The sequence below is a fragment of the Verticiella sediminum genome (assembly GCF_007558815.1).
GTDB classification, from domain to species: Bacteria; Pseudomonadota; Gammaproteobacteria; order Burkholderiales; family Burkholderiaceae_B; genus Verticiella; species Verticiella sediminum.
Window position 1 is genome coordinate 567,057 of sequence record NZ_VLTJ01000039.1, and the last position, 25,148, is coordinate 592,204.

The following is a 25,148-nucleotide window of genomic DNA, read 5'->3' on the forward strand; positions in this document are numbered from 1 at the left end:
CGCGGCTGAGTCGCGCTGCCATCATGCACCGACGCGGTGCAAACCCCCTATGTTGGGCGCCGATATGGCGCGGCGGAATGGCACGCTGCACCATGAAGTTGCTATAATAATGCTCAAGGTTAGATCAATTAGGGGAAACCATGATGTCGATCGACAAGACTTACTTCGATCAGCGCGTCGGTGAGCAGCTCCTGACGCATTTTGCGCGCCGCAACGAAGTGCGCCGCACCACGCCGCTGTTTCCGTTCAATCTCTTTGACGCCATGCGCTCCGAGAAGCATCCCGCGCAGGCCGGCGCCGAACCGAGTCGCGCCTGATGCGCGCCGCGTAGGAGCACGGCCAGCCTCTCGCTCTGGCTGATGAGCCCCGCATTTTCCGGAATGCGGGGTTTTGTTTTTTGCCTTGCGGGAGGTCTCAGCCCGGCAGCGGCTGCCGGACCTCAGTGCGCATGCTGGTGGGTGTGCGCGTCCTCGCGCTGCGAGGCCTGGCAATTCTTGCACAGGGCCTTGACCTCCATTTCGCCGCCCGAGAGCTTGAAGCCCGCCTTGTCGATACGGTCGGCCAGGCGCTTGCGCACCACGTCGTCGTGGATCTCGGCCACGGCGCCGCAGCCCGTGCATACGACCAGCAGGTTGTGCGGTGCGCCGTCGGCATCGCCACAGGCGATGAAGGTGTTGAGCGTATCGACCCGGTGCACCAGCCCTTCCTCGAGCAGGAAGTCGAGCGCGCGATACACCGTGGGCGGCGTGGCGTTCGGATGAATGGCGCGGATCTCGTCCAGCAGCTCGTAGGCCTTCAGGCTGCGCTGGTGGCGCAGCAGCAGTTCCAGCACCTTGCGGCGGATGGGGGTGAAGCGGCGGCCGCGGCGCGCGCACAGGGCTTCGGCGACGGCGAGCGCGTCGTCGACGCGATGCGGGCTGCAGGAGGCGGAGGTTTCAGTGGCGGGCATGGCAGAGGAAAACGCAGCGTTGGGGGCACGATAGCAGGCCGCCCCAGCGAGAGCAAACGCGCCGCCGGCCCCGGTTCCCTACATATAGGGGCGCACCTGCTCCGCTTCAAAGCTGTAGGACGCCGCGGCCACGTCGTTCTGCGTGGCGCGCACGTGCATCGTGCCCTCGATCCAGTAGGGGTTCCAGATCTCCACGTTCGGCACCGGCTCGGCTGGCTTGACCCACACGATCTGGTTGCCCGGCGGAGGCGGGACGTGAATGCAGGCCCCGTAGTAGGGCACCAGGAAGAATTCCGTCACCCGGTTCTTGTCGTCCGAGCTGAGCGGAACGATGTAGCCCGGCAGCTTGCCGCGCACGCCGTCCATCGTGGCGACCGTGCGCGAACTGCCGATGGGCTCGGCCGGGATATCGCTGTTGTGGTCGATTTCGATGTCGGCCATTTTTTCGAGTTCGGCCAGCTCGTCGGGCGGGATCATGTCCAGCCAGTCGATCTCGCGCAGCTCGGCCGCCCCGGCATGAGGCGCGAGCAGGCAGGCGCAGGCCAGCAGCAAAAGGCGTAGGTGTTTGAGCATCGGAACTCCGTCGGATGAGGATCAGGTGCGTACGCTGACGCCGTCGGCGACCGAACGCCGGTAGGCGAGCCATGCCGGCAGGCAGGCCGCGACGAGCGCGGCCGCCACGATACCACCCATCAGCCGCCATTCGCCGGAACTGGGCAGGGCCGGGCCGACGAGCAGGCCCAGTGTTGCCTGCACCCAGCCGGCCGCGCCCAGCAGGACGGCCTGCAGCAGCAGGTAGCCCAGCACCGTGCCGAGCACGGCCAGCCCCAGGGCTTCGCACAGCAGCAGCCCGGCGATGTGCCGCGGCCCGGCGCCCACTGCGCGCAGGATCGCCATTTCGCGCCGGCGGGCGTCCAGCGTGGCGAGCAGGACGGCCAGCAGGCCGAGGATGCCGACCGCCACCATGCAGACCGCGGTTGCGGTCAGTGCGCGTTCGCCCGTGCGCAGCAGGCTCCAGAGCTGCTGCAGGGCGACGCCGGGCAGCATCGCGGTGAGCGGCTCGCTGCGCATGTCGTTGACGGCGCGCTGCACGTTGAAGACGGCGCGGCGGTTCTCCAGCCCGACGTAGAAGGCGGTGATGTTGCGCGGCTGCAGGCGCTGCGCGTCGAGCGAGTCCGGATCGGGCGCGCGCCCGACGCGCGTGCCCGAGCGCCAGTTGATGTGGATGGCTTCGATGCCGGCCAGGCTCACGTACACGCCCTGGTCGATCGGCGTGCCGGTGGGCGCGAGAATGCCGGTCACCGTGAAGGGGCGGTCGTCGTGCAGTTGCGGATTGAGCGCCGCCGTCCCGTGGGCGAGCACAATGCGTTCGTCCACCGCGTAGCCGAGCGTGCGCGCCACATCGGCGCCGAGCACCGCATCGAAAATGCCCGAGAACGGCTTGCCGTGTGCGAACTCGAGCCCGCGCTCGCCGCCGTAGCGCACGTGCCGGAAATAGTCTTCGGTCGTGCCCACGACGCGATAGCCCCGGTGCGAGTCACCCAGCGAGATCGGCACCGTCCAGGCGACGTCGGGGCGTTGCGCGATCTCCTGGTAGCTCTGCCAGGAGAGGTTGTTGGTGGCGTCGCCCAGCCGGAATACCGAGTAGAGCATCAGTTGCACGGGATGCGAGCGCGCACCGACGATCAGGTCGATGCCGGCGACCGTGCGCAGAAAGGACGTGCGCGCGTCCTGGCGCAGGCGCTCGACGCCCAGCAGCAGGGCCGCGCTCAAGGCGATGCACACGAGCGCGATCAGCGCGGTATAGCGCCGGGCCCAGAGACTGGCGAAGGCAATGCGGGGCAGGGCAGCGGTCATGCGGGAAGCGGCGCCGGATGGGCGCGATTGAGCTCGGGCAGGGATTCGACGCGCAGAAATCGGCTGGCCAGGCGCTGATCGTGGCTGACGAAGAGCAGGGCGGCGCCGGTGGCGGCGCATTGCTCGAACAACAGGTCGATGAAGGCCTGCTGGGCCGCGGCGTCCAGGGCGGAGGTCGGTTCGTCGGCGAGGACAAGCTCGGGGCTGCCGATCAGGGCGCGGGCGGCGGCCACGCGCTGCTGCTGGCCGACGGACAGCGTGCCGGCCGCGCGGCCGTGCAACCGGCGGTCCAGGCCCAGGCGTTCGAGCAGGGCCTGCGCGGCGGCGAGCGGTGAGCCTACGGCTCGGCTTGCCTGGGCCGCGCGGCGCGCCGAGAAGCGGCAGGGCAGCAGAACGTTCTCGCGCACGCTCAGAAAGGGCAATAGATTGAACTGCTGGAAGATCAACCCGAGGTGATCGCCACGCAGGCGGTCCCGACGCCCGCGCGCCAGTCCCGTGAGGGCCTGGCCGGCGATCTCGATGCGGCCGGCTCCGGGCGTCAGCGTGCCGGCGAGCAGATTGATGAGCGTGCTCTTGCCGCAGCCGCTCGGGCCGTGCAGGAACACCGACTCGCCGGCGTCCAGTGCGAAGGAGGGCAGGTCGATGAGCTGCGGCCCGCCACGATAGGCGAACCGGAGCGCTGTGGCGGACACGACCGGCATGGAATCAGGGCAGTTGCAGCGTCGTCTGCGCCGGGGTGGCCACGCCGCCGCTCTGTCCGCTCGGGGTCACGGCTTGCCAGCGCAGTTCCGTGGTCTGGGGGAAGGCCTTGAAGACACCGAGGGCGAGCGAGGGCGGAATCGCGTCCGGGCACTCGAAGCGGTAGGTGGCCTCCCAGTCGGTGTGGCCATGGTCGTCGTGATCGTGGTGATCCTCGTCGCCGTGCGCCGTCTTCGCGTCGGCGGCGCCGTGCGCGTGCGCGTCCTTCGCATGGCCGTGATCATGGTCATGGTCATGGTCGTGATCGTGGTCATGGTCGCCGTCGGGAGCGTCCACCTCGACCGACACCTTGCAGGCGGCGAGGCCGCCGAAAAGCGCGGCACCGTCCTGCAGGCTGGCGCGCGTGGCGGCCAGCGCCTCTCGCTCGGCAGCCGTCTGTGCGGCATGCTCGAAGCCGACGAAGTTGTGCCCAGGGCCGGCCAGCACGATGTCGACGACGCGGCCCTCGATGGCGATGTCGAGGCGGCCGACGCCGTGTTCATGCGCATGCTGCTCATGGGCGGCAGCGACGGCGGGCAAGGCCAGGCAGAAAGCGAGCAGCGAACGGGACAGGGTCATGGTGCAAAGCCGGAGGGTCATGGATGCGAAATAATATAACATCTCACCATGTGCGGCCCAGCCGTGCGCCGGGCGTTACGATGCCCGGCGCGGCGCGTTCTAGGCGCTGAGCGGCTGGGTGTCGGCGCCGGCATGCTGTAGCTGCCCGCGGCCGGCACGCTTGGCGGCATAGAGGGCGGCGTCGGCGCGGGCAAGCAGTTGCGCCGCGCTTTCATGCGGGGCGGCGATGGCGGCGCCGGCGCTGTAGCCGTAACGGATGGTATGGCCGCCGCCGAGCACCGGCTGCGCGGCCAGCGTCTTGCGCAGGACACCATCGAACAGGGCCGCCGCGCCGAGCGGGGCGTCGGCGAGCAGCACAGCGAACTCCTCGCCGCCCATTCGCCCGACGGCGTCGTGTCCGCCCAGGCGCGAGCGCAGCAGCGTCACGAAGTGCACCAGCACAGCGTCGCCGCAGGCGTGCCCGTAAGTGTCGTTGATGCGTTTGAAATGATCGAGGTCCAGCAGCACCAATTGCAATGGGCGGGTGCCCGGCTGCTTCAGTTGGCGCTCCAGGCGCGTCATGAAGGCGCTACGCGCGTCGGCGCCGGTCAATCCGTCGCGATACGCGATGTTCTCAAGTTGCGAGATCAGCCGGTCGTGAGCCATCAGCATCAGGCTGACGACGAAGGCCGAGGTGCCGACCAGGCCGAGGGTTACGAAGGCCAGCGCCAGGCTGTTGGTGGGCGTGGTGGCGGGACGCACCGGATCGATGTAGAACGCGAAGGCCAGAGCGCGCGACAGGTTCAGCGCCAGCATGGCGGATGCGACCAACCAGCTCAGCACGTACGGGTAGGCAGGCCGCTGGCGCGGCCAGTAGCGCCACACCGTCCACGTATAGGCCGCGCAGATGCCGCCGTGGATCAGCGAGTAGACGACCAGGCGTTCGCGCAGGTCGTCGTACACATAGAGGGAGACGCTGTTGTAGATGACGGAGGCGACGAGGACGGTGGCCATGACGCGCCAGGGCGCGCGCAGGCCGAAAAACTCGCGCGAACCGGCATACAGCATGAGCATGCCGGCAAGAAAGGCGGCGTTGGCCGTGATGATGCCCAGCACGCTGGGCAGATTGTCCTGCCCACCGTAGAGCAGCAGTCCGACAATGAGCAGCAGCCCGCCGCTCAGCCAGTGCCTGGCGCCGGGCAGGGGGTAGCGCATCAGCGAGCCCAACACGGCGGTCACGATGAGGCACGTGAGGATGGGCAGCGCCATCGGGTTGAATAGCGTTTCCATGCGGATGGGTTCTGGCGGGTCCGTCGCGCTGCGGTGCAGCGCCGCATTATGGTACGGAAAGTCGGCCAAGAGCACGGATGCGGGTACGGAAATTCACCCGGGAGCAGGGATGCGCTGTTGTGGAGTACCCATCGGCCGCTCCATCGGCCCCTCCGCGACTTGCCTGGTCCGCCCGAAGGACGACAGGCCAGCGCCGGCGTGCCGTGCATTTCGGCGCGCAGCCGGCTGCGTGGTGAGTACGGCCATCAGACGCAGCCCCGGGACGCAGGAGGCGAGCGCGTCCTGGCCGTCGGGAATCAGGGCCGCGATGTCGCGCGCATGCGAGCACCGCCGGCCACACGCTTGCGGCTGCGCCGGGCGCTCAGCCTTCCACGTGGTGGGGCGGCGTAGCCGCGTCTTCGGGTGCGGGCAATGGCGCCGATTCGGTCTGCAGCGCCTGCCATTCGAAGGCGGGCGGGGGCAGCAGGAACTCCAGGGCCAGCAGGCGCGCGTGCTCGGGCGTGGTTTGCGGGTCGGCCCAGACACGGGCGTCCTCCTCGGCCAGCACCACTGGGCGATGTCCCTGGGCGTCGAGCAGGCCGTTGCCTTCCTGGGCCGAGATCAGGACCAGGCCGCTGCCGGCGCGCTTGCCGCGTCCGGGCCGCGCGTCGGTGATAGCCGCGGCGAACAGTGGAGCGCCGCGCGGGAGCTGGATGCGATACGGAATCGCGTTGCCAGCCTCGCCTTGCCATTCGAACCACGCGTCCAGCGGCACGAGGCAGCGGCCTTCGCGCCAGGCACGGCGCAGCGCCGGCATGGCCAGCGCCGTCTCCACGCGTGCGTGCAGATAGTGGTCGGGACGGCGCTGGCTGTCCGTCGCCGGGGTGTAGCCCCAGGGCAGCCAGGCCATCGCCGGCGCGCCGTGGTCCAGGCGGTGGAGCACCCGGACTTTGTCGCCGGGTGAGAGTACGGGGTGATCCGGCGCCGCGTCCAGGATCGGGCGGGGTGACGGGTCGTTCCAGCCCAGGGCGTCGAGATAGCTGACGCCCAGGGATGATTGTGCGAGACGCATGCGCATGGCAGTCCTCCTCGGGGTCGGGACCCACAAAGCAATCGCCGTGCCGCGCGGCATCGCGCGGGCGCTGCCGCTATGATGGAGGGCTGGCGCCGGTATCCATGGCGCAGCCGGCGGCACAGCCGCCGGGATCAGGAGGAGCCATGCGCAACGAAGAATGGCGGCGCGATCCCGCTGCCTACGAAACCCGTCAGGAACTCGCGACCCGCTATGCGGACATCGACCGCTGGCGGCATGTCAACAATGTGGCTGCGAGCGGCCTGCACCAGGAAGCACGCATGCACTGGCTGCGCCAGCGCGTGGGCCCCGATGCCTGGTACTCCGACGGTGTGCTGCTGCGGCCCGCCGTGATCGCCACCGACTTCCTGGGCGAGGGCCGCTATCCGGGCGCCATCGTCGCGGCCGCCTTGTGTACGCAGGCCGATGACCAGACCCTCGGCATGGCCAGCGCGTTGTTCCAGAATGGCGCGTGCATTGGACAGCAGCAGACCTGGCTGCAGGGGTGGTGCAATGGCGAGCCCGTGCCGCTGCCCGCCGCGGTACGGCAGGGCGCAGCCGGCGCGTTCGCACACCCGGCGACGGCAACCGACCCTGCCGTGGCGCCAGCCGAGCACGGCCCCCTGCCTTGGTCGCTTTCGCTGATGTCGCGTTTCGGTGATGCCGACGGCGATGACGTGATGGGCGACCTAGCCGTAGCCCGCCTCATGGAACAGGCGCGCGTCACTGCGCTGCGCCGGGCAGCACCGGCGTTTCACGAAGGTATCGTGGAGAGCGGCTTGGGCATCGTGGTGGCGCACACCACGGTGCGCCATCTCCAGTATCGGCGCGTGGTGCCGGAGTTCGACGCGCGCATCGGCATGGTCCGCGTGGGCTCGTCCTCCTTCACCGTGCGCACAGCCCTGTATCGGCGCGACGCCTGCATCGCCGTGGCGGACAGTGTGCTCGTGATCGTCGATCGCAAGGCCATGCGCGCCGCCTCCCTGCCCGAGCGCAGCCGCGACGCCCTGCTGGAGGTCGCGCCGTCTGCGGGTTGAATGTCGCGCGCCGTCCGGCTGTCCGAGCGGCGTGCCCTGATGCAGCATCGCCGCGTCAGGGCCGCTGCCTGCGCACGGCCGGCACGGCTCATAGCCATCGCCGTCCCGACCGGGCCGCCCGGCGTTGCCGGGCCGGTCGGCCCGTCGTAGCATGGCAGCGACTGGCGTATGGCGTCGCGCGCCGTACGCCAGCCCAGCAGATAGGCATGCCTTCTGCTGCCTCGTCCGCACGGGCGGCGCCATGCCGTCCGCAGGCAACGCGCGCGTCCAGCGCATCTACCCAAGGAGTCTGCATGAGCACGGAACTGGCCAAGGAAGTCCCGCCCGCCGTCATCGACGGCGCGGTGCGGTTCACCGCCCTGCTGCAGGGAAGGGTGCACCATGTCTTCGAGGTCTCGGGTGACGCCCTGGTGGAACATTTCGGCGCTCAGAGCCGCAGCGACGACGATCTGCTGGCCGCTTTCAAGCGCGGCAAGGCGGAGATTCTCGACGTCGCCGCCCAGAGCGCGAACATTCCCGTCAACGGTATGGTGGAACTGGGCACGGGCGATTTTTCCGAGCGCCGGCCGGGTCCAGCGTCGGCCTGACCGTCGTCGATCACGGGCTTTCGGCTGGGGCTTGTGCGTTCGTTCCGAATCGGTATAATTCGCGCCTCGCGAAGGGAACGACGCCGGCCGCAATGCCTCGTCGCCTGGCCAGCAGCAGCTTCGGCCGCTGTCCGTGGGGCAGCGATGTTCGGAAGGAAAATCGACCGTCGCTTGACACGATAAAATAGCCAGGTTAATATTTATTTCTTCGCTGCAGGCGGTTAGCTCAGATGGTTAGAGCGCTACGTTGACATCGTAGAGGTCGTAGGTTCGATTCCTATACCGCCTACCAAATACCGTGCGAACGTCGTCGACGTTGCCCAGAGAAGCCCGCGTAACTCCCTTGAGTTCGCGGGTTTTTTTATTGCTGGCACTGCCGAGTTCGCCCGTTGCGATCAAGCAGCGTTGGGACCAGGCCCGTTGTCCCGCTCATCGCCCATCCACGCGGGCGCGTCGAACACGAAGGAGCGACATGAGAGCGATCGTCCATCTTGCAGCGGCCGGGTCGGACGCATGAGCCGCCTGGCGCTGGAGCGGTATCAGGTCTGGGTCTACCTGCTGGCGATCCTCGTCGGACTGGCGGTGGGGTCGACGTGGCCCGGATCGGGTCCGGCGCTCGAGCGCGGGCTGTGGCCGACGCTGGCCCTGCTGCTGTATGCCACCTTTTTGCAGATGCCTTTGCTGCATGTGCGCGCCGCGATGCGTGACCGGCGCTTCACGGCGGCGATGCTGCTGGGCAATTTCGTCGCGATTCCGCTCGTGGTATGGGCGCTGGTCGAGAGCTTCGCCTTCGATCCGGTGACTCGGCTGGGCGTGCTCCTCGTGCTGCTGATGCCTTGCACGGACTGGTTCATCACCTTCAGCCAGTTGGGCAAGGGAGATGCGCTGCGCGCGGTGGTCAGCACACCGCTCAATCTGGTCTTGCAACTGCTGCTCTTGCCCTTCTATTTGTGGCTCATGGCAGACGCGCAGGTTCTGGCCGGATGGGAGCCGGCCACGCTCTTGCCGGCCGTGTTCGTGGTGCTCGCGCCGCTGGTGGCCGCTGCCGCCACCGAAAAGCTGGTCGAGCGGTATCCAGGCGCTGCACCCTTGAAGGACGGGGCGGCCTGGGCACCCGTGCCGCTGCTGGGCCTGACCGTGTTCCTGATCGCCGCGGCACACGCGGGCGCCGTGGCCGGGGCGCTCGCGGCCCTGCTCGCCGTGGTGCCGATCTTCGTGCTGTTCCTGTTGTTCGCCGCGCTGCTGGCCAAAGGGCTGGCTGCAGGGTTTCGCCTGCCGGCGGTACAGGGGCGCACCCTGGCTTTCAGCTTCGCCACGCGCAATTCGTTCGTCGTTCTGCCGCTGGCCCTTTCGCTGCCTGCAGGCGCGGAGGCAGCCGCGCTGGTGATCGTGACGCAATCCCTGGTCGAGCTGTTCGGTATGGTCGTGTACGTAGTGGCCATACCGAGGCGTCTTTTTCCGGAGACGCCTTTTTGCGCGTCAGCGGCGGGGCGACGCGCAGGCCCTTGAGCCGGTGACGCGGCCGCGCCCGGCCCAGCCCAGCCCGCGGCCTGCCCCTATGCGCACGGCGTCATTGCTCGGCCCATTGCCGGACCGTCTCTTCATACGGATGCAAGTGACCCCGCTGCTCGAGGATCTCGCCGGCGGCTTGGCGGCACAGCGCCTTGACGTCGCTTTCCGATAGCCCGTAAAGGCTCGCAACCGCATTCGCCGAGTCAGGCCCCGCGTCGCGGAGCTTGGCGAAGACTTGATGGTGCAATTGCTTGTCGTTGGTACTGCCAGGGTCTTCAGGGTTCATGATCGGCCCTCTGTGGTTTCGCCTCGGGCGATGTCGAGGCGACGGCGAGACATTGGACACAGCGGCCGCCCTCGTTCGCCCATTCACTTCGGCGGACAAGGCCTTGCATGCGCAGCCTCCCGCACGCTGGCGGCGGCCGTGCAGGGCGCGCGCTCAGGCAGCCGCCTGCTCGCAGCCGCCGCAGCCCGGGTGCGCCCCGATCGGGCGGGCCGCCGCGCCGGCCCTCAGGAGGGGCGACGGGCGCCGCCGCCTCGCTGGCGCTGGCTGGTCTGGTCCTGTCCCGTGCCAACCTGCGACGTATGCCCGCTCTTCTTGGAGCGGTTCTGCGTATCGCCGTGGCTGCGCTGCTCGTCGCGCCGGGTATCGTCGGCGCGCAGGGGAGTGGTCGGTTTGTCGTTTTTCATGGCTTGCTCCTTGTGAAAGTGGATCGTGGGTGGTGGATGCCGTGTTGCGCTCGGCCCTTGACTGTCGGTGTCGTCCCCGCACATGGCGAGCGGCCGACCGGCCCGCGGGACCTTGACGCATGGCGGCAAATGTGCCGATGTTTTCGCAAGGCCCATGCCAGGCTGCGCCGGTCTGCCGATGCGCGAGGCGCCCGGAGCATGGCGGGCATGCGTGCGGCGCTCAGTGGGCTTGCGGCTCGTCGCCGCGGGGCTGAGGCCTTCAGCCCGAGTTCTGCTCTTCGGGATGGTCGAATACCGGCCTGGCGGGCTCGGAGCGCCGCTCGGGCTTCTCCGCGTCTTCGGCCGGGCGCTGTTTCGGCTCGTCGGGCATCGGGCCTTCGGGACGGTCGCCGTCTTCGGGGCCGGGTACTTGTCGGGTCATGTCGTTCTCCGTTCGTCGTTGATATCGTCGGTGGGCGCTGCGTTGGGGCGGGTTCCGGCAGCGGCGGCCCGGGCCGGATGGGGCTTGCGGCGGCGCGGCAGCGGCTGCAGCACCCGTTGGGCCAGCAGAATGAGCGCGTACAGGCCGGCCAGTGAGACGAGCACGCGGGATTGGCCCAGAAGTGCGGCGGCCAGGCCATCCCACAGCGCGACCAGGCACAGCAGGCAGAAGGGAACGACGGCGACCCCGTGGCTCGCATGCAGGGCGAACGAGGCTTTGTCGTCGTCGCGCAGCCATCGCAGGAAGGCGTAGGCCAGCGCCACCACCAGCGTGCCGGCGCCGATCCAATTGGCTGCGTTCCAGATAGGCAGCATGAGCTAGCCCACCCGCCGGGCTCTGAGCATGCCGGCCGTGGCGCAGGCCCCGAGCAGCGCCCCCAACGCCGGCAGGCCGGACGTGCCCGCCAACGGCAGCTCCCAGCCCGGGGACAGGGCCGCCGCGGCCGCGCCCGCGAGGGCGCCAGCGAGCACGCGGCGCGAGGCCTCGAGGAAGCCGAGCGTCCAGGGTTCTCGCGCGCCTGCCTCAGTCGGTGCATCGTGCACCGCCCGCGCAGCAGCCGCCGCAGCGGCGCGTTCGCGCGGCTGGGCGGAAGGCGCAGGCTGCGGTGTGTGGCGGGGCGGGGGTTGTGTCGTCATGCGCGTCTCCGGGGAAGGAGAAAGGCATGGCGCATATCGCGTGCCAGTCGGCACGCCCGGGCGCGGCCCGGGCGGTTACGCGGTCTGCCGCGCCGGCAGCCGCGTACGATGGGCCAGGGGCCTCAGGCGGCCGCGGAGTGTTGCGCGTGCTTGGCCCGATAGACCGCCAGGAAGTCGGCCAGGCGTTGCAAGGCTTCGAGCAAATCCTGCTCATGCGGCAGGAACACGATGCGAAAGTGATCGGGGTAGGGCCAGTTGAAGCCTGTGCCCTGCACCAGCATCACGCGCGTGGCCTCGAGCACCTGCACGAAGAATTCGCGGTCGTCCTTGATCGGGTACATCTGCGGGTCCAGTCGCGGAAACATGTACAGCGCGGCCTGCGGCTTGACGCAGGTGACACCCGGAATCGACGTGATGAAGTCGTAGGCGATGTCGCGTTGGCGGCGCAGGCGGCCGCCTGCGCGCACCAGGTCGTTGATGCTCTGGTAGCCGCCCAGCGCGGTCTGGATCGCCCATTGGCCCGGCACGTTGGCGCAGAGCTTCATGTTGGCCAGCATGTTCAGGCCTTCGATGTAATCGGTGGCCATGGTCTTGTCGCCCGAAACCACCATCCAGCCGGCACGATAGCCGCAAGCGCGGTAGCTCTTGGAGAGCGAATTGAAGGTGAGGGTAAGGACGTCGGTCGACAGGCTGGCGATGGCCGTGTGCTTGACGTCGTCGTAGAGCACCTTGTCGTAGACCTCGTCGGCCAGGATCACCAGGTCGTGCTCGCGCGCAATGTCGACAATCGCCTGAAGCACCGGCACGGGATAGACCACGCCGGTCGGATTGTTCGGGTTGATCACCACGATACCCTTGGTGCGCGGGGTGATCTTGGCGCGGATGTCGTCCAGGTCCGGGATCCAGCCCTTACTCTCGTCGCACAGGTAGTGCACCGGCACGCCGCCGGACAGGCTGGTCACCGCGGTCCACAGAGGATAATCCGGCGCGGGCACGAGCAGCTCGTCGCCGTCGTCGAGCAGGGCGTTGGTCGCCATGGCGATCAGGTCGGAGGCGCCGTTGCCGAGATAGATGTCTTCCAGCGTGACGCCCTTGACGCCCAGTTGCTGCGTGTAGTGCATGACCGCCTTGCGCGCGGCGAAGATACCCTTGCTGTCCGAGTAGCCGGCCGAATCCGGCAGGTTCCGGATCATGTCCTGCTGGACCTCTTCCGGCGCATCGAAGCCGAACACGGCGAGATTGCCGATGTTGAGCTTGATGATCTTCTGCCCCTCGTCCTCCATCTGCTTGGCCCGGTCCATGATGGGGCCGCGGATGTCGTACAGGACGTGAGCGAGTTTGCTCGATTTGTGAATGGTCTTCATGGGCGTGGGCGCGGCAGGCACACTGTGGCTGTTGCGACTGGAGTATCGGCGAGGCTGGCAAGCCTGGTTGGGGGAAAAGTCTTTCATTGAACCATAAGTCGAGGCGCTTCTGCGTCGCGCCGGCGCCGCAGCGAGCGTCGCCACGTCCGGACGCCGGCTCCGGTATCCTGCGCGCATGTACCGGATCGTTCTTGCATTCGCGGCGTGGCTGGGATGGGCGCCGCTCGTGGCCGCGCAGTCCGCGCACGCTGCTCCCGTCTGCGTGCTCCCCGCGCTCGACCTGGACGGGCGCTATGCGCACCTGCGGCCCCGCCTGGAAGGCGTCTACACCCTGGTGGTGCGCGTGGACGGCAGCATCGTCGGCGTACGCACCGAGCGCAGTTCGGGCAATCCGGCGTTCGATGCGGCGGCGGCGGCCCGCCTGCGTACCGCCGACTGCCGCAACGCCAGCCGCGTGCGCCGCGCCAACCCGGCGGACGTGCGCGCCGTGGTGGAGGTGCCGGTCACGGTGAGTGCGGCCGCCCAGGCGATGCGGGTGCGCTGAATCCTGGTGTGGTGCCGCGGCCCGCTCAGCGGGGCAGGGCCCGGACCCGTTCGGTGAGCGCGTCGATGTCGGCATAGAGCCGATCGAGCAGCTCCTTGCCGATGATCTCCTCCAGCAGGCGGTAGCGCCGGTCCACTTCGGGACGCATGCGCTCGATCAGCTCGTGGCTGCGCTCGGTGAGCGAAATGGCCTGCCGGCGCTGGTCCGTCTCCTGGCGCTCGCGCCGGATCAGGCCCGCCTGCTCCATGCCGGCCAGCATGCGCGTCAGGCTGGGGCTCAGGATCTGGCATTGCCGGGCGATCTGGTTGGGCTCCATCGGGCCCGTCTCGCTCAGGGTGCGCAAGACCCGCCATTGCTGTTCGGTGACGCCGGCCTCGTTCAGCACGGGCCGGAAATGCGCCATCAGTGTCTCGCGTGCGTGCAGCAGCAGATGGGGGAGGTTGCGATGGTGAAACGACGGGCTCATGCTGCGATGTTAACCAATAACGCAGCGGCGGCGCTCAGGCCGTCGTCTGCCAGGTGGGTTCCTGTTCGCTGCGCGGGGCGTCGAACGAGGTGCGCAGGCGCGGCAGACTGTCCGGATAGCGTTGGGCGCAGAAGCCGATCATGGCCTCGCGGATGGCGCAGCGCAGCTCGAAGGCGGTGCCCGAGTCGCGCGCGCTCATCAGCAGCCGCACCTGCATCGCGCGTTCGCTGGCGTCGGTGATGTGCATCACGCATACCCGGCCGTCCCAGAGTTGGGAACCCTTGCAGACGCGCTCGAACTCGGCGCGCACGGCCTCGGTCGGGACCGAGAAATCCAGCCACAGGAACACTGTGCCCAGGATGCTGGCCGAACGGTGCGTCCAGTTCTGGAAGGGGTTTTCGATGAACCAGCGCAGAGGGACGATGAGGCGGCGCTCGTCCCACACGCGCACGACGACGAAGGTGCCGGTGATCTCCTCGACGCGGCCCCATTCGCCCTCGACGATCAGAACGTCGTCGATACGGATGGGCTGCGAGAAGGCGATCTGCAGGCCGGCGATGAAGTTGCCTAGCACCGGCTGCGCGGCAATACCCGCGACCAGGCCGACGATGCCGGCCGAGGCGAGCAGGCTGGCGCCGATCTGCCGCGCGCCGGGCAGGGTGAGCAGCATGAACGACAGCCCGATCAAACTCAGCACGAAGGTGGCGCTGCGCACCAGCACCCGGGTCTGCGTGAGGATGCGGCGTGCCTTGAGGTTGTCCGCCACTTCGTAGGGATTGCGTGCGGCCACGCTGGCGCCCATGGCGTGTACGCAGCGGATCGCGAACCAGGTGACGGCGGCGATGAACAGCATGCTCAGCACCTGGCTGGCGGCGGCCAGGCCGGCGAGTTCCCGAGGGGCGCCGCCCAGGACGAGGCGCACCGCGAAGAGCATGAGTACGACGCGGCTCGCCCGGCCGGTGTAGGCGAGCATCTGGGTGGCCACGGCCCGTTGGGCGGTCAGCCGGCGCAGGAGCGCATGCAGCGCGCGGTGCGCGGCATAGGCGGCCAGCAGCGCGGCACAACACACCCCGATGAGAATCGCCCATGCGACGACGAGTTCGCGTTGAGGGTCGGAAAGCCACTCGAAAGCCATGCGCCGTCCTCTTGTACAAGGACGCGGCGGGCCGGCCCGCGTCCGGTAAAGGGATGTGCCCGCACAGGCGCGGGCACGGAAAGGATGCTGCGATGCATCATTATCGGCGCATCCGGCACTCGACGGAACCGTGGGGACACCAACCGTAACGGATCGGCGGGACGTCGGCCGTTCGCGCGTGCCTGGAATTCAGTGGAAAGCCACGGCGCCGAATTCCGGAGCGGCTGTCGCGGCGCGGCTCAGGCCTGGCGCCAGGCGGCCCAGGCGAGCACCGCCCATGCCGCGATGAAGGCCACGCCGCCGATCGGGGTGATCGCGCCGAGCACGCGTATCCCGCTCAGCGCCAGCACGTACAGACTGCCCGAAAAGAGGACGATGCCGCCCAGCATCAGCCAGCCTGCAGTGCCGACGGCCGCGCCCAGTTTGGGCCAGAGCAGGGCGAGGATGAAGAGGCCGAGCGCATGCATGACCTGGTAGGTGACGCCGGTGTGCCAGACCGCGAGCATGTCGGCCGACAGCGTGTTCTTCAGGCCGTGGGCGCCGAACGCCCCGGCACCCACCGCGATGATCATGTTGATGGCGGCGTACACGATGAGCAGGCGTTCGGACATGTTGCTTCCCGGATGAATGGCAGGCGCAGGCAGTGTAGCGTAGCTGCCGGGTGCGGGTACCCGAGGTGTCGGCATGCCTGGGGGCCCGCCCGCTCGGACATGGCATCCGTTCACTGCGTCGGCCCGGCGTCGGGCAGCGCAAGGGCGGGAGCGAGATCGGCGACCAGCGCTTGCACCAGCCGCGAGGGATGGCTGCGCCAGACTGCGCTGATGCGCACTTCGTTGATCCGGTCCGTGAGGGCGAAGAGCGCGATTCCCGCGATGCCCGCCTGTGCGACCGACGCGGGCACCAGTGCCACGCCGCGATCCTCGCGCACGAGTTGCAGCATGGTGAACACATGGCGCGCCGTGTGCATGAGCTTCGGGCTGAAGCCCGCCTGGCGGCAGGCGACGATGAGATTGTCGTAGAGCGCGGGCGACACCTCGCGCGAGAAGCCGATGAAAGGCTCGTCCGCGAACGCGTGCAGGCCCGCGGGCGCAGGACGCCCGCGGGCCCGGGCCGACGATGTTGCGATGACGTACGGCTCGCGCGTGAGCAGGCGCGAGTTCAGGTTCGGTACGTCGACCGGCGCGTGGACGAGCCCGATGTCGATCTGCTCGCGCAGTACGGCCGACAACTGTTCGGCCGAGCCCATTTCGAAGAGCGATATCTCCGCGCGCGGAAATATCCGCTCCGCGTGGGCGGTAAGCAGCGGTGTCGCGGTGAATAATCCCGAGGCCACGACGCCGATGCGGATCGTGGCAAAGCCGCCGTCGGCTGCCCGGCGCGTTGACACAGCGGCGGCGTCGATCTGTTCCAGGATGGCGCGCGCCCGGGAAAGGAACACCTCGCCAGGGCCGGTGAGCTTGACCTCGCGCGGTGAGCGCTCGAGCAGGCGCACGCCCAATTCGGACTCGAGTTCCTTGATCTGGGTCGAGAGGGGCGGCTGGGAGATCGACAGGCGGCGGGCTGCCCGGCTGAAGCTCAATTCCTCGGCGACCGCCACGAAATAGCGCAGTTTGCGGATGTCCAAGATTCGATTTTCGTATTGTTGACGTACGAATTCAGTATTTCACATCAGTAAATCGTAATGACAACATGCGGGCAACCAGAACCCAGGAGACATGATGTCCGCATTTCCAGGCCGTCCGCTGGACAACGTCCGCATTCTCGACCTCTCGCGCGTGCTCGCCGGCCCGTGGTGCACCCAGCTCATGGCCGACTTCGGCGCCGACGTGATCAAGGTGGAGCGCCCTGGCGCCGGCGACGATACCCGCAGTTGGGGCCCGCCTTTCGTCGACCAGGGCGATGGCGAGCGCGTCGCAGCGTATTTCTGCTGCGCCAATCGCGGCAAGAAGTCCGTGGCGCTCGATATCGGCAATCCGGCGCATCGCGACGCCATCATCGAGCTGGCTGGCCGGGTGGACGTCGTGGTGGAGAACTTCAAGACCGGCACCCTGGAGCGCTACGGTCTGGGCTACGAGGCGCTGCGCCGCCGCAACCCGCGGCTCGTGTATTGCTCGATCACCGGCTATGGCAAGACGGGCCCGTACGCGGATCGTCCGGGCTACGACGCGGTGCTGCAAGGCGTAGCCGGCCTCATGAGCGTGACGGGCGAGAAAGACGGCGAGCCCGGCGCCGGTCCGCAGAAAGTGGGAGTGCCGCTCACGGACATCCTGACGGGCGTGTACGCGGCCTACGGCATCGTGACCGCGCTCTGGGAGCGCGAACGCAGCGGCGAGGGCCAGCGGATCGATCTTTCCCTGCTCGACGTGCTGGTGACGTCGATGGCCACGCTCGCGGTGCCTTATTTTGCGTCCGGCGTGGTGCCCACCCGGCAGGGGAACACGCACGCTTCCGTGGTGCCGAGCGACATCTTTGCGTGCGCCGATGGCCCGATCCTCGTGACCGTCGGCAACGATGCGCAGTTCCGCAAGCTGTGCCAGGCCTTGGCAGCGTCGGATCTCGCGGCCGACGAACGCTACGCGACCAACGAAGGGCGGGTGCGGCACCGCGAGGCACTGGTGTGCGCGCTGCGCGAACTGATGGCGCATCGGCAGCGCCTGCCGCTGATCCAGGCGCTGTCGGATGCGGGCGTGCCTGCGGGGCCGCTCAACGACCTGCGTCAGACCTTCGCGGATCCGCAGGTGCAGCATGCCGGGCTCACGGTCGACTTCCCGCTCGGCCAGGGGGCCGGCGGGCAAGTGAAAGTGCTCGGCAGTCCATTGAAATTTTCGCGCACGCCCGCGCAGTACGATCGCCCGCCGCCCGGCCTGGGCGAGCACACCGAGGCGGTCATGGCGGCGCTATCGCACGGACGGGAAGGAGCATGAGCGCCCCCGCCCGGCCGCCCGAAGGGGGCGCTCCCTCCCGCGGGGAGGATGTCGCGCAGCGACAGGAGGGCACAGCAGTGAGCGCCCCCGCCCGGCCGCCCGAAGGGGGCGCTCCCTCCCGCGGGGAGGATGTCGCGCAGCGACAGGAGGGTACAGCAGTGAGCGCCGCCGTTATCTACGAGGCCGCCGACGGCGTCGCCCTGGTCCGGCTCAATCGGCCCGAGCGGCACAACGCCGTGAACGAGGACATGCGCGCGGCCTTGCTCGACGCCTGGGCGCGTTTCGAAGCGGACCCGGGCGCGCGGGTAGCCGTCCTTTGCGCTGCGGGGCAGCGTTCCTTCTGTTCCGGCCGGGACATGGCCGAGCCTTCCGGCATCGGGCACCGGACCTTCCTGCCGATCCTGGGCGACACCGTGTGCGTCAGCAAGCCGGTCATCGCCGCCGTTCAGGGGGATGCTCTCGGAGGCGGCTGGTTCATGGCGCAGATGTGCGATCTCGTGGTCGCCGCCGAACACGTCCGTTTCGGGCTGCCCGAGGTCAAGGTGGGGCGCGTCCCTGCGTGGGCGGCGCAGTTGCGCGGCATGATCGGCGAGAAGCACATGCTCCAGGTCATGCTCACCGGCACGCCCATTTCTGCCGCCGACGCGCTGCGCATGGGGCTGGTGAACGCCGTGGTGCCGGACGAGGCGGTCATGGATGTCGCGATGCACTGGGCCGCGGCCATCGCCGCGAATGCGCCGCTGGCGCTCGCCGCGGCCAAGAGGATCGTCTACGAGAGCGCCGGGCTGGACCGCGCGAGCGCCTTGGAACATGCGTTCGAACTCGCCAGGCCCGTGCTGCACAGCGCGGATGCGGCCGAGGGCCTGGCGGCATTTCGCGAGAAGCGTGCCCCGGTGTGGCGGGGCAGATGAAGGCGCATGAGTCGCCGGGAGGAGATGCTGATGATGCAGGCAGGACAACCCTTTCTCGATGTCGAGGTCCAGGAGCACGTGGCCGTGGTCCGGCTGAACCGGCCGGAACGACGCAACGCCTTGAGCGAGCCCGGGGTGCCGGGCGAGTTCGAGGCGCTCGTGGACCGGCTGAATCAGGACATGGAGGTGCGCGTCGCCATCCTGACGGGCGCAGGGACGGCGTTCTCGTCGGGAGGCAACGTCAAGACCATGCTCGCGCGCAATGGCCCGGGCAGCGGGCCCGTGGCGGCCGTCCCGGGCCGGTACGCCAGCGGCATTCAGCGTGTGACGCGCGCCCTGTTCCGTCTGAACGTGCCCGTCATTGCCGCCATCAACGGGGCGGCCACGGGCGCCGGGCTGGACCTGGCCTGCATGTGCGACATGCGCATCGCGGCGCGCTCGGCCAGGCTGGCCGAAAGCTTCATCCGGCTGGGTATCGTGCCCGGTGACGGTGGCGCGTGGGTCCTGCCGCGACTGATCGGCGATGCGCGTGCGAGAGAGATGGCTTTCACTGGCGACGCCATCGACGCCGACACGGCGCTCGCCTGGGGACTGGTGTCCCAGGTGGTCGACGACGCAGGGCTGATGCCAGCGGCAATGGCCCTGGCTGCCCGGGTGGCCAGGAACGCGCCGTACCAGTTGCGCTTCACCAAGCAGTTGTTCCGCGATTGTCGCGACATGGATCTGGATCGTGCACTCGAGATGTCGGGGCTGTACCAGGCCATGTCGCACTGGACCGAGGATCACGCGGAAGGCGTCGCCGCGGCGCTCGACAAGCGGATGCCGGTATTCAAGGGACATTGACGCCGGCGCAGCGCCGGTGCGAACACTTCGACGAAAAGAACGTTCAGGAGACTAGAAATGAAACGACCCCCAACGCTCACTGCGTTCGCTGCCCCCGAGGGTGCCTCAGCCTCCTTCGGGCGGCCGTGCGGAAAGGAAGTGCCCCCACGCTCACTGCGTTCGCTGCCCCCCAAGGGTGCCTCAGCCTCCTTCGGGCGGCCGTGCGGAAAGGAAGTGCCCCCCACGCTCACTGCGTTCGCTGCCCCCCAAGGGGGCCTCAGCCTCCTTCGGGCGGCCGTGCGGAGACTGAAATGAAGACAAATATCATGCGCCGTGCGGCGCTTGGCGCGGCGCTGGCCGTGCTTGGCCTGGTCCAGGCGAATGTTGCGCTCGCGGAATCGACCACGCCGGTCAATGTGGTCGTCGCGTTCCCGCCGGGCGGCCCGGCGGATCGGATCGCCCGGGTGCTGGCGCAGCACCTGAGCGAGGCGCTGGGACGCAATGTGTTGGTCGAGAACCGACCGGGTGCGAGCGGCATGATCGCCGCGAGCTACGTGGCGCGTTCCTCCGACCCCGACAGCACGCTGTTCCTCTCCAATGCCGGAGCGCTCACGATCAACCCCGCGCTCTATCACGACTTGAGCTACGACCCCGCCAAGGATTTCAAGGCGGTGTCCATGGTGGCGGACACCACCACCGTCATGGTCACCTGGGCCCCCACCGAGATCGGCGACGCAGCCGATCTGGTCAAGCAGGCCAGGGGGGGCAAGGAGTTCAGCGCCGGGTCCTCCGGCGTCGGCGGCGCATCGCATCTGAGCCTGGAGATGTTCCAGGAAGGCGCGGACATCAAGCTGTTGCACATTCCGTACAAGGGCGCTTCGCCGGCCCTGACCGATCTGGTGGGTCGGCGCGTGGACGTGTTCTTCGGTGATCTTCCTGGCGTGCAGGCACTGATCGAAGGCGGCAAGCTCAAGCCCCTCGGGGTGGCGGCGGAACAGCCGTCAGCGCTGCTGCCCGGCGTCAAGACCTTGGAGGAGCAGGGCATTGCGGGCGTGGTTCCGAGCGGCTGGTACGGCGTGGTGATGCCCGCCGCGGCATCGGACGAGCAGGTGCAGCGAATGTCCGACGGCATTCACAAGGCGTTGAGCGGCGCCAAGGTGCAGCAGCAGTTGCAGGCGATGGGCGCCGTGGCGACGCCCAATTCCCCCGCCGAGTTCCAGGATTTCCTGGCGAACGATGCCCGACGCTGGCAGGCGTTGGTGACCCGGCGCGGCATACAGGCAAGCCAGTAGGCGGGGCTTGTCCAGCGGGGACGAAGGCACGCCGCCTCAAGCCGGGCGGCGTGCACCGCTGTGGCGCCGGCAGACGGGGTGAAGCGCACGAAGCAGTGCGCTGTCTTGCGTCCAGCCAGGTACACCCGGATGCTGCGCTCTGGGCGGCATCCGGGTGCGGCAGGGCAGGCTCAGGCAGCGTCCTGCAGACGCGCGTAGCGCTCCAGGTGGTAGTCGGCGTCGCCGAACTGCTGGCCGATCAGGGTGAGACGACGGAAGGTATGGGACACCTTCAGTTCCTCCGTCATGCCCATGCCGCCGTGCAGTTGCACCGCTTCCTGGGAGATTTGGCGGCAGGCGTCGGCCGTCTTGATCTTCGCGCCCGAGGCGATGCGCGCGCGTTCCTGCGCGTCGTCCAGCGTGTCCAGGCGCGAGCACACCAAGTACTGCATCGAGCGCATCTGTTCCTGCGTCACGAACATGTCGACCATGCGGTGCTGCAGGGCCTGGAAGCTGCCGATCGGCGCGCCGAACTGCTTGCGCGTCTTCAGGTATTCCAGGGTGTCGGCGTTGGCCGAACGGATCGCGCCGGACGCTTCCGCGCACAGCATGGTGTTGGCGAAGTCGAAGGCGGCTTCGATATCGGCCAGGGCGTTGCCGGCATCGCCGAGCAGCTCGCCCGACGAGACCGAGACGCCGTTCAGGACAATGTCCGCGGCGCGCTGGTTGTCCAGCGTGCGGTAGGCCGTCATCTTGAGCCCGGGCGCCTTGGCGTCCACGACGAAGAGCGAAATGCCGTCGGCGTCGCCCTCGGTGCCGGCGGTGCGCGCGCTGACGACGATCTTGTCGGCCATGGGCGCGCCGAACACCAACTGCTTCCTGCCGGAGAGTTTCCAGCCGTCGCCCGAGGCCTCGGCGCGGGTGGCCACCTGCGCGGCCTGGTAGCGCGATTCCGGCTCGCCGTGGGCCAGCGCGAGCTTGAGTTCGCCCGCGATCACCGGGCCGAGAATGGCTTCGTGCTGCGCGCCGCTGCCACGCTGGGCGATGAGGCGACTTGCCAGCACCGTGGGCAGGTAGGGCTCGACGACGAGGTATTCGCCCAGTGCTTCCATCACGCTCATCAGGGCGACCGCGCCACCGCCGAAGCCGCCGACCTCTTCGGGCAGCGGCAGGCCGAGCAGGCCCGTCTCGGCGAAGCCCGCCCACACCTCGGGGCTGTAGCCGGCGTCCGACGCGATGATGCGCTTGCGCGACTCGAAATCGTAGTGGTCGGCGAGGAAACGGCGGAGCGAGTCCGCCAGCATTTGCTGGTCTTGGTCTAGTTCGAAGTTCATCGTGGACTCTCTTGCGTTTACAGGCCCAGGGTCATCTTGGCGATGATGTTGCGCTGGATCTCGTTGGAGCCGGCGTAGATGCTCGTCTTGCGGTAGTTGCAATAGCGCGGCGAGAGCGCCATGTCGAGCACATCGAGTTCGCCGGCGGCCTGTTCACCGACGGGCGCGATGGCGGCGGCGGCGTTGCCCGCGGCCTGCATCATCAACTCGGTGAGCGCCTGCTGGATCTCGGTGCCGCGGATCTTGAGCATGGACACCTCCGCGCCCGGCGGGCGGCCGCCGCGCATCTCGTCGAGAAAGCGCAGGTTGGTGATCTCCAGCGCGGCGAGTTCGATTTCCAGGCGGGTGATGCGGTCGCGGAAACGCGCATCCTCCATCATGCTGCGGCCGCCGCCCGCCGGGCACTTGGAAGCGAGTTCCTTGAGATGGGCGAGTTCGCGCTTGGAGACGCCGACGCGGCCGGTGTTCAGCCGCTCGTGGCCGAGCAGGTACTTGGCCACCGTCCAGCCCTTGCCTTCTTCATGGACCAGGTTCTCCGCCGGCACGCGCACGTCGTCGAAGAAGACTTCGTTGACCTCGTGGTGGCCGTCCATCAGGATCAGCGGACGCACCGTGATGCCCGGGGTCTTCATGTCGATCAGGAGAAAGCTGATGCCTTCCTGGCGGATGCGCGGGCTGGGGTCGGTGCGCACCAGGCAGAAGATCCAGTCGCCGTAGTGGCCGAGCGTGGTCCAGATCTTCTGGCCATTGACCACGTAGTGATCGCCGTCGCGCACGGCGCGGGTCTTGAGCGAGGCGAGGTCCGAGCCCGAGCCCGGCTCGGAATAGCCCTGGCACCAGAAGTCGTCACCGTTCAGGATGCGCGGCAGGAAGTGCTTCTTCTGCGCCTCGGTGCCGAATTTCATCAGTACCGGCGCGCACATGGACAGACCGAACGGCACCAGCGGCGGCGCGCCGGCGAAACCGCATTCTTCCTCGAAGATGTAGCGCTGGGTGGCGTCCCAGCCGGGGCCGCCCCATTCCTCGGGCCAGGCCGGCCCGGCCCAGCCCTTGGCGGCCAGGATCTTCTGCCAGCGCAGGATGTCTTCCTTGGACAGGCCCTGGTAGTGATCGACCTTGAAGCGCAGGTCGGCCGGCAGGTTGGCAGCGAGCCAACTGCGGACTTCGTCGCGAAACGCGATTTCTTCGGGGGTGTAGTTCAAGTCCATGGTCAGGCTTTTTCCTTGGTGTTTTCGAGTTCCTGCAACTTGCGCCAGAACACCTTGCCCGTGGCGGTCTTGGGCAGGGCGTCGACGAATTCGACGAGGCGGGGCACCTTGTAGGCGGCCATCTTCTCGCGGGCCCAGGCGGTGATGTCCTCGGGCTCGACCGTGCCGACGGCGTCGCGGCGCAGCACGATGACCGCCTTGACCGTCTCGCCGCGGTGCGGATCGCGGCTGGCGATCACGCAGGCCTCGGAGACTGCCGGATGGCCATAGAGCATGGCCTCGACCTCGGCCGGCCACACCTTGTAGCCCGAGGCATTGATCATGCGCTTGAGGCGATCGGTGATGAAGAAATAGCCTTCGTCATCGTAGTGGCCGAGGTCGCCGGTGCGAAAGAAGGGCTTGCCGTCGATCTCGATGAACGACTCGGCGGTGGCCTCCGGACGGCGCCAGTAGCCCTTGAACACCTGCGGGCCGTTGACCACGATCTCGCCCGTCTCGCCAGGGCCTTTTTCCTCGCGCGTCTCGACATCGATCACGCGGGCGTCGGTGTTGAAGATCGGGATGCCCGCGCATTGCTGCTTGGGGCGATGCGGCGGGTTGATGTGGGTCGGCGCGATTGTCTCGGACAATCCGTAGCCTTCGATGAACTCGAGCCCGATCACCTTCTTCAGGCGCTCGGCCACGGCCTGCGGCATGGCCGCGCCGCCGCCCGACAGATAGCGCAGCGAGGACAGGTCGTATTTCTCGACGTCGGGATTGGCCAGGAAATCGATCATCATGGTGGTGATCCCGCCCATGGCCGAGACCCGGTACTTCTCGATGAGCTGCGCGGCGACCTCGCGGTCCCAGCGGGTCATGACGACCGAGGTTTCGCCGGCCAGGATCGGCACGTTCATGCCGCTCTGCATGCCGGTGACGTGGAACATGGGCAGCACGGCCAGGCCGATGCGGTCGCCCCCGCTGGGCATCCAGACCGCCTGGGCGGCCGCCGTGCTCATCACCGAGCCGTGCGTGTGCATGCAACCCTTGGGCGCCCCGGTGGTGCCGGAGGTGTAGGGCAGCACGGCCAGATCGTCGCTGCCCACGGTCAGTTCGGGCGCGGCATGGCCGCTCTCGAGCATGGCGCTCCAGCCGATCAGCGTGGCCGATGCCGGTGCGTCGGGCAGCGGCACGGTGCGCGCCTGCACGATGTCGGGCAGCGCGCCGACCGCAGGCTCGGCGGGCAGGTAGTGCGAATAGGGCGCGCTCACGCCATGCTGCAGCGTGCCGTCGGCCAGCAGCGGCTCCCACTCGGGCAGGTTCTCCTGCCCGAAGACGGCGGTGTTGGCCTGGCTGTCCTGCATCAGGTAGCGCAGCTCGTCGGCCTTGAGCATGGGATTGGCCGGCACCACCACGGCGTTGGCGCGCAGGATGCCGTAGTAGCCGATGATGAACTGCGGACTGTTCTGCACGTTGAGCAGCACGCGATCGCCGCGGCGCACGCCGCAGACATCGTGCAGGTAGCCTGCCAGCGCCTCGACCTCGCGCTTCAGGCGCGTGTAGTCGATCACCTCGCCGTAGTACACGATCGCCGGCTTGCCCGGGTATCGCGTGGCGGCGACGTCGAGGTTGTAGCAAAGACTGGTCTTCGGCACGGTCAGCGTCTTCGACGCGTGAGGCGGCCAAAAGGGGTAATGACGGGTGAACATGCAGTCTCCTGAACTGTATGATTGCCATACTTTTTATTCAGTCTAACTGCGTCGCGGTGCGAGCGTCCATGGCCCCCGCCAGGGCGTTCCGCATCG

29 protein-coding genes and 1 tRNA gene are annotated in these 25,148 nt (G+C 68.3%); 10 read left to right on the forward strand and 20 right to left on the reverse strand.

All coding sequences use genetic code 11. From position 1 onward, the window contains the following. The first annotated feature begins 140 nt into the window (after nucleotides 1-140). The gene (locus FOZ76_RS27615) at nucleotides 141-317 is read left to right on the forward strand and encodes a hypothetical protein (RefSeq protein WP_170235573.1); all 177 of its coding nucleotides are present in this window, start codon (nucleotides 141-143) and stop codon (nucleotides 315-317) included. Nucleotides 318-439: 122 nt separating this feature from the next. Here FOZ76_RS27615 and FOZ76_RS22130 read toward each other — a convergent pair whose 3' ends face one another. From FOZ76_RS22130 to FOZ76_RS22160, 7 genes are all read right to left on the reverse strand, one after another. After that, the gene (locus FOZ76_RS22130; protein WP_143950428.1) at nucleotides 440-949 is read right to left on the reverse strand and encodes a Fur family transcriptional regulator; all 510 of its coding nucleotides are present in this window, start codon (nucleotides 947-949) and stop codon (nucleotides 440-442) included. A 78-nt stretch (nucleotides 950-1,027) separates the two neighbouring features. After that, complete coding sequence (locus tag FOZ76_RS22135) at nucleotides 1,028-1,522, reverse strand: DUF3299 domain-containing protein (protein WP_143950429.1); 495 nt, start codon at nucleotides 1,520-1,522, stop codon at nucleotides 1,028-1,030. Between the two features lie 21 nt (nucleotides 1,523-1,543). Continuing rightward, nucleotides 1,544-2,806: an ABC transporter permease gene (locus FOZ76_RS22140; protein ID WP_143950430.1), complete on the reverse strand. Its 1,263-nt coding sequence runs from the start codon at nucleotides 2,804-2,806 to the stop codon at nucleotides 1,544-1,546. After that, nucleotides 2,803-3,507 carry an ATP-binding cassette domain-containing protein gene (locus FOZ76_RS22145; protein ID WP_143950431.1) on the reverse strand — a complete coding sequence of 235 codons (705 nt, stop codon included), beginning with the start codon at nucleotides 3,505-3,507 and terminating at the stop codon, nucleotides 2,803-2,805. Before FOZ76_RS22145 ends, FOZ76_RS22140 begins: the two co-directional genes overlap by 4 nt. A gap of 4 nt (nucleotides 3,508-3,511) precedes the next feature. After that, nucleotides 3,512-4,123 carry a ZrgA family zinc uptake protein gene (locus FOZ76_RS22150; RefSeq protein WP_211366393.1) on the reverse strand — a complete coding sequence of 204 codons (612 nt, stop codon included), beginning with the start codon at nucleotides 4,121-4,123 and terminating at the stop codon, nucleotides 3,512-3,514. Nucleotides 4,124-4,222: 99 nt separating this feature from the next. Further along, nucleotides 4,223-5,392: a GGDEF domain-containing protein gene (locus tag FOZ76_RS22155; protein ID WP_143950433.1), complete on the reverse strand. Its 1,170-nt coding sequence runs from the start codon at nucleotides 5,390-5,392 to the stop codon at nucleotides 4,223-4,225. 361 nt (nucleotides 5,393-5,753) lie between these two features. Further along, nucleotides 5,754-6,449: an SOS response-associated peptidase family protein gene (locus FOZ76_RS22160; protein ID WP_170235574.1), complete on the reverse strand. Its 696-nt coding sequence runs from the start codon at nucleotides 6,447-6,449 to the stop codon at nucleotides 5,754-5,756. A gap of 140 nt (nucleotides 6,450-6,589) precedes the next feature. Here FOZ76_RS22160 and FOZ76_RS22165 point away from each other — a divergent pair, with 140 nt between their 5' ends. The 4 genes from FOZ76_RS22165 (at nucleotide 6,590) to FOZ76_RS22180 (ending at nucleotide 9,576) form a co-directional block, all read left to right on the forward strand. Further along, nucleotides 6,590-7,480 (forward strand): thioesterase family protein, encoded by an 891-nt coding sequence (locus tag FOZ76_RS22165; protein WP_143950435.1) that lies wholly within the window; start codon nucleotides 6,590-6,592, stop codon nucleotides 7,478-7,480. A gap of 293 nt (nucleotides 7,481-7,773) precedes the next feature. Beyond that, nucleotides 7,774-8,067 (forward strand): DUF1488 family protein, encoded by a 294-nt coding sequence (locus tag FOZ76_RS22170; RefSeq protein ID WP_143950436.1) that lies wholly within the window; start codon nucleotides 7,774-7,776, stop codon nucleotides 8,065-8,067. 215 nt (nucleotides 8,068-8,282) lie between these two features. Further along, a tRNA-Val gene (locus tag FOZ76_RS22175) sits at nucleotides 8,283-8,359 on the forward strand. 221 nt (nucleotides 8,360-8,580) lie between these two features. Continuing rightward, the gene (locus FOZ76_RS22180) at nucleotides 8,581-9,576 is read left to right on the forward strand and encodes an arsenic resistance protein (RefSeq protein WP_143950437.1); all 996 of its coding nucleotides are present in this window, start codon (nucleotides 8,581-8,583) and stop codon (nucleotides 9,574-9,576) included. Between the two features lie 61 nt (nucleotides 9,577-9,637). On the opposite strand, the gene FOZ76_RS22185 is transcribed toward FOZ76_RS22180, so the two are convergent. The 6 genes from FOZ76_RS22185 to FOZ76_RS22205 all read right to left on the reverse strand — a co-directional run bounded on the left by FOZ76_RS22185 (nucleotide 9,638) and on the right by FOZ76_RS22205 (nucleotide 12,749). Continuing rightward, nucleotides 9,638-9,865: a hypothetical protein gene (locus tag FOZ76_RS22185; RefSeq protein ID WP_143950438.1), complete on the reverse strand. Its 228-nt coding sequence runs from the start codon at nucleotides 9,863-9,865 to the stop codon at nucleotides 9,638-9,640. Nucleotides 9,866-10,089: 224 nt separating this feature from the next. After that, complete coding sequence (locus tag FOZ76_RS22190) at nucleotides 10,090-10,269, reverse strand: hypothetical protein (RefSeq protein WP_143950439.1); 180 nt, start codon at nucleotides 10,267-10,269, stop codon at nucleotides 10,090-10,092. Nucleotides 10,270-10,528: 259 nt separating this feature from the next. Then, on the reverse strand, nucleotides 10,529-10,690 hold the full coding sequence (locus FOZ76_RS27620) for a hypothetical protein (protein ID WP_170235575.1): 162 nt from the start codon (nucleotides 10,688-10,690) through the stop codon (nucleotides 10,529-10,531). Next, a complete protein-coding gene (locus tag FOZ76_RS22195; protein ID WP_143950440.1) occupies nucleotides 10,687-11,064 on the reverse strand; it encodes a hypothetical protein in 378 nt (125 codons plus the stop codon). Before FOZ76_RS22195 ends, FOZ76_RS27620 begins: the two co-directional genes overlap by 4 nt. Nucleotides 11,065-11,067: 3 nt before the next feature. After that, complete coding sequence (locus FOZ76_RS22200) at nucleotides 11,068-11,385, reverse strand: hypothetical protein (RefSeq protein WP_143950441.1); 318 nt, start codon at nucleotides 11,383-11,385, stop codon at nucleotides 11,068-11,070. A 122-nt stretch (nucleotides 11,386-11,507) separates the two neighbouring features. Continuing rightward, nucleotides 11,508-12,749: a pyridoxal phosphate-dependent aminotransferase gene (locus FOZ76_RS22205; protein ID WP_143950442.1), complete on the reverse strand. Its 1,242-nt coding sequence runs from the start codon at nucleotides 12,747-12,749 to the stop codon at nucleotides 11,508-11,510. Nucleotides 12,750-12,924: 175 nt separating this feature from the next. Here FOZ76_RS22205 and FOZ76_RS22210 point away from each other — a divergent pair, with 175 nt between their 5' ends. Continuing rightward, nucleotides 12,925-13,293, forward strand: a complete 369-nt coding sequence (locus FOZ76_RS22210; RefSeq protein WP_143950443.1) for a TonB C-terminal domain-containing protein — start codon at nucleotides 12,925-12,927, stop codon at nucleotides 13,291-13,293. Between the two features lie 25 nt (nucleotides 13,294-13,318). Here the strand turns inward: FOZ76_RS22210 and hpaR are convergent, their stop codons facing one another. From hpaR to FOZ76_RS22230, 4 genes are all read right to left on the reverse strand, one after another. Then, nucleotides 13,319-13,759: a homoprotocatechuate degradation operon regulator HpaR gene (hpaR, locus tag FOZ76_RS22215; protein WP_143950444.1), complete on the reverse strand. Its 441-nt coding sequence runs from the start codon at nucleotides 13,757-13,759 to the stop codon at nucleotides 13,319-13,321. 34 nt (nucleotides 13,760-13,793) lie between these two features. Next, nucleotides 13,794-14,894, reverse strand: coding sequence for a mechanosensitive ion channel family protein (locus tag FOZ76_RS22220; protein WP_143950445.1), 1,101 nt, complete (start codon nucleotides 14,892-14,894; stop codon nucleotides 13,794-13,796). Between the two features lie 239 nt (nucleotides 14,895-15,133). Continuing rightward, complete coding sequence (locus FOZ76_RS22225) at nucleotides 15,134-15,505, reverse strand: DUF423 domain-containing protein (RefSeq protein WP_143950446.1); 372 nt, start codon at nucleotides 15,503-15,505, stop codon at nucleotides 15,134-15,136. A gap of 110 nt (nucleotides 15,506-15,615) precedes the next feature. After that, nucleotides 15,616-16,518, reverse strand: a complete 903-nt coding sequence (locus FOZ76_RS22230) for a LysR family transcriptional regulator (RefSeq protein WP_143950447.1) — start codon at nucleotides 16,516-16,518, stop codon at nucleotides 15,616-15,618. Between the two features lie 94 nt (nucleotides 16,519-16,612). On the opposite strand from FOZ76_RS22230, the gene FOZ76_RS22235 reads away from it, so the two are divergent. The 4 genes from FOZ76_RS22235 to FOZ76_RS22250 all read left to right on the forward strand — a co-directional run bounded on the left by FOZ76_RS22235 (nucleotide 16,613) and on the right by FOZ76_RS22250 (nucleotide 20,843). Further along, nucleotides 16,613-17,818 carry a CaiB/BaiF CoA transferase family protein gene (locus FOZ76_RS22235; protein WP_211366396.1) on the forward strand — a complete coding sequence of 402 codons (1,206 nt, stop codon included), beginning with the start codon at nucleotides 16,613-16,615 and terminating at the stop codon, nucleotides 17,816-17,818. A gap of 158 nt (nucleotides 17,819-17,976) precedes the next feature. Further along, nucleotides 17,977-18,729: an enoyl-CoA hydratase/isomerase family protein gene (locus FOZ76_RS22240; RefSeq protein ID WP_246129702.1), complete on the forward strand. Its 753-nt coding sequence runs from the start codon at nucleotides 17,977-17,979 to the stop codon at nucleotides 18,727-18,729. 30 nt (nucleotides 18,730-18,759) lie between these two features. Next, the gene (locus FOZ76_RS22245) at nucleotides 18,760-19,572 is read left to right on the forward strand and encodes a crotonase/enoyl-CoA hydratase family protein (protein WP_246129703.1); all 813 of its coding nucleotides are present in this window, start codon (nucleotides 18,760-18,762) and stop codon (nucleotides 19,570-19,572) included. 290 nt (nucleotides 19,573-19,862) lie between these two features. Further along, entirely contained in the window at nucleotides 19,863-20,843 is a 981-nt protein-coding gene (locus FOZ76_RS22250) for a Bug family tripartite tricarboxylate transporter substrate binding protein (RefSeq protein ID WP_143950450.1), read from the forward strand. Between the two features lie 170 nt (nucleotides 20,844-21,013). Here the strand turns inward: FOZ76_RS22250 and FOZ76_RS22255 are convergent, their stop codons facing one another. Genes FOZ76_RS22255 through FOZ76_RS22265 form a run of 3 tightly spaced genes read right to left on the reverse strand, consistent with a single transcriptional unit; the run spans nucleotide 21,014 to nucleotide 25,052 of the window. Further along, nucleotides 21,014-22,156 carry an acyl-CoA dehydrogenase family protein gene (locus FOZ76_RS22255; protein WP_143950451.1) on the reverse strand — a complete coding sequence of 381 codons (1,143 nt, stop codon included), beginning with the start codon at nucleotides 22,154-22,156 and terminating at the stop codon, nucleotides 21,014-21,016. Between the two features lie 17 nt (nucleotides 22,157-22,173). Then, nucleotides 22,174-23,364, reverse strand: a complete 1,191-nt coding sequence (locus tag FOZ76_RS22260) for an acyl-CoA dehydrogenase family protein (protein ID WP_143950452.1) — start codon at nucleotides 23,362-23,364, stop codon at nucleotides 22,174-22,176. Nucleotides 23,365-23,366: 2 nt separating this feature from the next. Then, nucleotides 23,367-25,052 carry a long-chain fatty acid--CoA ligase gene (locus FOZ76_RS22265; protein ID WP_143950453.1) on the reverse strand — a complete coding sequence of 562 codons (1,686 nt, stop codon included), beginning with the start codon at nucleotides 25,050-25,052 and terminating at the stop codon, nucleotides 23,367-23,369. Between the last annotated feature and the right edge of the window lie 96 nt (nucleotides 25,053-25,148).

Excerpts from the sequence above, each read along its gene's own strand:
- FOZ76_RS22190 (WP_143950439.1), bottom strand. The coding sequence starts at position 10,269 with ATGAAAAACGACAAACCGACCACTCCCCTGCGCGCCGACGATACCCGG.
- FOZ76_RS22255 (WP_143950451.1), bottom strand. The coding sequence starts at position 22,156 with ATGAACTTCGAACTAGACCAAGACCAGCAAATGCTGGCGGACTCGCTC.
- FOZ76_RS22135 (WP_143950429.1), bottom strand. The coding sequence starts at position 1,522 with ATGCTCAAACACCTACGCCTTTTGCTGCTGGCCTGCGCCTGCCTGCTC.
- FOZ76_RS22245 (WP_246129703.1), top strand. The coding sequence starts at position 18,760 with ATGATGCAGGCAGGACAACCCTTTCTCGATGTCGAGGTCCAGGAGCAC.
- FOZ76_RS22130 (WP_143950428.1), bottom strand. The coding sequence starts at position 949 with ATGCCCGCCACTGAAACCTCCGCCTCCTGCAGCCCGCATCGCGTCGAC.
- FOZ76_RS22235 (WP_211366396.1), top strand. The coding sequence starts at position 16,613 with ATGTCCGCATTTCCAGGCCGTCCGCTGGACAACGTCCGCATTCTCGAC.
- FOZ76_RS22210 (WP_143950443.1), top strand. The coding sequence starts at position 12,925 with ATGTACCGGATCGTTCTTGCATTCGCGGCGTGGCTGGGATGGGCGCCG.
- FOZ76_RS27620 (WP_170235575.1), bottom strand. The coding sequence starts at position 10,690 with ATGACCCGACAAGTACCCGGCCCCGAAGACGGCGACCGTCCCGAAGGC.
- FOZ76_RS22140 (WP_143950430.1), bottom strand. The coding sequence starts at position 2,806 with ATGACCGCTGCCCTGCCCCGCATTGCCTTCGCCAGTCTCTGGGCCCGG.
- hpaR (WP_143950444.1), bottom strand. The coding sequence starts at position 13,759 with ATGAGCCCGTCGTTTCACCATCGCAACCTCCCCCATCTGCTGCTGCAC.
- FOZ76_RS22185 (WP_143950438.1), bottom strand. The coding sequence starts at position 9,865 with ATGAACCCTGAAGACCCTGGCAGTACCAACGACAAGCAATTGCACCAT.
- FOZ76_RS22150 (WP_211366393.1), bottom strand. The coding sequence starts at position 4,123 with ATGACCCTGTCCCGTTCGCTGCTCGCTTTCTGCCTGGCCTTGCCCGCC.
- FOZ76_RS22250 (WP_143950450.1), top strand. The coding sequence starts at position 19,863 with ATGAAGACAAATATCATGCGCCGTGCGGCGCTTGGCGCGGCGCTGGCC.
- FOZ76_RS22195 (WP_143950440.1), bottom strand. The coding sequence starts at position 11,064 with ATGCTGCCTATCTGGAACGCAGCCAATTGGATCGGCGCCGGCACGCTG.
- FOZ76_RS27615 (WP_170235573.1), top strand. The coding sequence starts at position 141 with ATGATGTCGATCGACAAGACTTACTTCGATCAGCGCGTCGGTGAGCAG.
- FOZ76_RS22260 (WP_143950452.1), bottom strand. The coding sequence starts at position 23,364 with ATGGACTTGAACTACACCCCCGAAGAAATCGCGTTTCGCGACGAAGTC.
- FOZ76_RS22180 (WP_143950437.1), top strand. The coding sequence starts at position 8,581 with ATGAGCCGCCTGGCGCTGGAGCGGTATCAGGTCTGGGTCTACCTGCTG.
- FOZ76_RS22165 (WP_143950435.1), top strand. The coding sequence starts at position 6,590 with ATGCGCAACGAAGAATGGCGGCGCGATCCCGCTGCCTACGAAACCCGT.
- FOZ76_RS22265 (WP_143950453.1), bottom strand. The coding sequence starts at position 25,052 with ATGTTCACCCGTCATTACCCCTTTTGGCCGCCTCACGCGTCGAAGACG.
- FOZ76_RS22220 (WP_143950445.1), bottom strand. The coding sequence starts at position 14,894 with ATGGCTTTCGAGTGGCTTTCCGACCCTCAACGCGAACTCGTCGTCGCA.
- FOZ76_RS22155 (WP_143950433.1), bottom strand. The coding sequence starts at position 5,392 with ATGGAAACGCTATTCAACCCGATGGCGCTGCCCATCCTCACGTGCCTC.
- FOZ76_RS22205 (WP_143950442.1), bottom strand. The coding sequence starts at position 12,749 with ATGAAGACCATTCACAAATCGAGCAAACTCGCTCACGTCCTGTACGAC.
- FOZ76_RS22225 (WP_143950446.1), bottom strand. The coding sequence starts at position 15,505 with ATGTCCGAACGCCTGCTCATCGTGTACGCCGCCATCAACATGATCATC.
- FOZ76_RS22145 (WP_143950431.1), bottom strand. The coding sequence starts at position 3,507 with ATGCCGGTCGTGTCCGCCACAGCGCTCCGGTTCGCCTATCGTGGCGGG.
- FOZ76_RS22170 (WP_143950436.1), top strand. The coding sequence starts at position 7,774 with ATGAGCACGGAACTGGCCAAGGAAGTCCCGCCCGCCGTCATCGACGGC.
- FOZ76_RS22200 (WP_143950441.1), bottom strand. The coding sequence starts at position 11,385 with ATGACGACACAACCCCCGCCCCGCCACACACCGCAGCCTGCGCCTTCC.
- FOZ76_RS22160 (WP_170235574.1), bottom strand. The coding sequence starts at position 6,449 with ATGCGCATGCGTCTCGCACAATCATCCCTGGGCGTCAGCTATCTCGAC.